The sequence below is a fragment of the Methanoculleus sp. UBA413 genome (assembly GCF_002502935.1).
Lineage (GTDB): Archaea > Halobacteriota > Methanomicrobia > Methanomicrobiales > Methanoculleaceae > Methanoculleus > Methanoculleus bourgensis.
The window spans coordinates 43,808-45,955 of the sequence record NZ_DAQR01000093.1 but is presented as its reverse complement, the minus strand read 5'-3'; the positions used below and the strand labels follow the sequence as shown (position 1 = coordinate 45,955).

The 2,148-nt window shown below is 55.6% G+C and carries 3 protein-coding genes and 1 tRNA gene; all 4 read right to left on the bottom strand.

Features of this window, described 5'->3' with window-relative positions; all coding sequences use genetic code 11:
• The coding region (locus BP858_RS07720) for a damage-control phosphatase ARMT1 family protein (RefSeq protein WP_286879216.1) at positions 1-593 on the bottom strand (593 nt) is incomplete at its 3' end.
• Positions 594-634: 41 nt separating this feature from the next.
• A tRNA-Pro gene (locus tag BP858_RS07715) sits at positions 635-707 on the bottom strand.
• 63 nt (positions 708-770) lie between these two features.
• Positions 771-932, bottom strand: coding sequence for a hypothetical protein (locus BP858_RS07710; protein ID WP_286879215.1), 162 nt, complete (start codon positions 930-932; stop codon positions 771-773).
• 38 nt (positions 933-970) lie between these two features.
• A complete protein-coding gene (minD, locus tag BP858_RS07705) occupies positions 971-1,753 on the bottom strand; it encodes a cell division ATPase MinD (RefSeq protein WP_062261191.1) in 783 nt (260 codons plus the stop codon).
• Positions 1,754-2,148 lie beyond the last annotated feature (395 nt).

The window sequence follows — 2,148 nt, the reverse complement described above, 5'->3', positions numbered from 1 at the left end:
CCGAGCGCCAGCGCATCCTCAAGGGTCGCGTCGTTTAAGATCGGCGCGCCCCTGACGGCAAAGGTGACGTGTGACCCGTTCTTTTTGAGGTGGTCTGCAAGGAGGGCGTCAAAGACAATCTCCCCGCAGTTATCGGCGAGGTAGACCACGCGGGAGGTGAGGGGCTCCATAGCCGCGGTATCGTCAACGGTCAGTCCCGCCGCAAACTCCCGGCGGAAGAACTCGACGAAGTTATCGGTGACGGTGTGGGCCTTCGACCCGTAATCCAGCGTGTTCCCGATGACCGACGCGAGCGCGAGGTCACGGAACGTTGAGAGATCGTCGCGCACCGCTAGAGAGACCGCCATTGCATCCTCGTTGTTGGCCTGCTTTAAGGAGCGGTAGGGGTCGGTATCGCCGACCATCTGGTAGGCGAGGCGGTGCACCCGGCTCGCTATGACGGGTGCGGGCACAGGGTCCGCGCAAGAGCGCTGGAGTTGGTCCCGGCACGCCCTGACCGTCTTCTGGATAAGCGCCTCATCGTCGGTGCAGAGCCGGCTTTCATATTCGACACGGGATATCAGACAATCCGTGCAGCCCTGTTGAAATCTCATGCTGCAGTTAACTGGAACCGGGAAAGAGAAAAATGGTACGATGGGGCCACCGCGATTTGAACGCAGGTCAGAAGACCCCCAGTCTCCTAGGATGCCAGGCTACCCTATGGCCCCTCCCTCATACTATGTGAGGGAATCACACATATATCTTCGCTTTGGGAGGGGAGGTTGGAGAGGCTATACACGCATTCTCTTGTACTCTTCGACGCTCCGTGTCAGCTGTTCCAGTTCGCTGCCGGTGATCTCCATTCTGCCTGTCAACGCATTGACCTCTGTGAGGAGCTGCTGAATACGCACGTACATCACGTACATGATAAACAGCAGGCAGATGATGATCACAGAGAGTAAGACTATCATGATCGCATTGATATCCATTATCATTCTCTCCTGAATAATGCGCGGGCGAGTCGCTCAATAAACCCTTCCTGTGCTACTTTGGGCTCCTCTTCAACAGGGAAACCTGCCATCGCGGCTGCTATCCTCCGAAATGCTTTTGACGATTCAGACCCCGGGAATCTCGCGACGACCGGTGTTCTGGCCGCCGCTGCTCTTCGCACGTACGCGTCCTCGGGGATCGTATCGATGACCGGCACACCGAGAGTCTCCTCGATCTTTCTCTGGTTCGTATCGGTGCTCTCCATCGTCGTCCGGTTGAGAATCGCTCCTCCGACGGTGCCGCCGATCATCTCTGTCAAGATCTTGATCTTCAGTGCATCCACAAGCGAGGAGATCTCGGGATTCACAACCAGTATTACTTCGTCCGCCACGGTGAGCGGCAGGACTGCATCACTGCCGATGCCGGCAGGTGCATCAAGGAACAGAAACTCACAACGGTTGGTGAGATCCTGCATCACGTCCTTGAGTCGCTCCGGGTCTGCATCCTGAAACCCCTGGAGCGACAGGCCGCTTGGCACGATCTTCAGGCCGTACGGCCCCTCATAGATCGCGTCCTGGACCTGTGCGTTTCCTGCCAGAACCTCGTGGAGCGTTATCGGCGTCTCTGCGAGCCCCATGACCAGTCCAAGATTGGCCATGCCCATATCCGTATCAACGATACAGGTCTCCCTGCCGTACTGGGCCAGTGCCGTTCCGAGATTTGCGGTGACGGTCGTCTTCCCTGTTCCACCTTTTCCGGAGGCGATGGTGTAGGCCCTGATCATCTGAAACCGTCTCAAGGATAGATCGTAGTTTTTTTATTTAAATTTATTTGTTTGATTGTCAACTAAAAAAGACTGAAATATAATTTTGAACATTCGTAACCCAGCTATCGTCTTCCAGGGGCCGTATATCGATGCGAAATCCATGGCTGGCTGAAATACTCTGGATGCCTCTACTAAGCCATTTCATCTTATTTTGCGGGTTCTGGTGCGGATCGCCAGCCGCTCGCGTGAGGCAATGTTGCACATGAACACGACCTATTCCCCGGGCGAGCCCCCTCCCCGCACAAGCCGGACCGGGGGCACAAACAGAGCCATGATCCCCCACTCGCCAAATCAGGGCGGTTTTCATGGGAAATATTAGATGAAATGGTCCACTACTGTATCATTTCATCTAA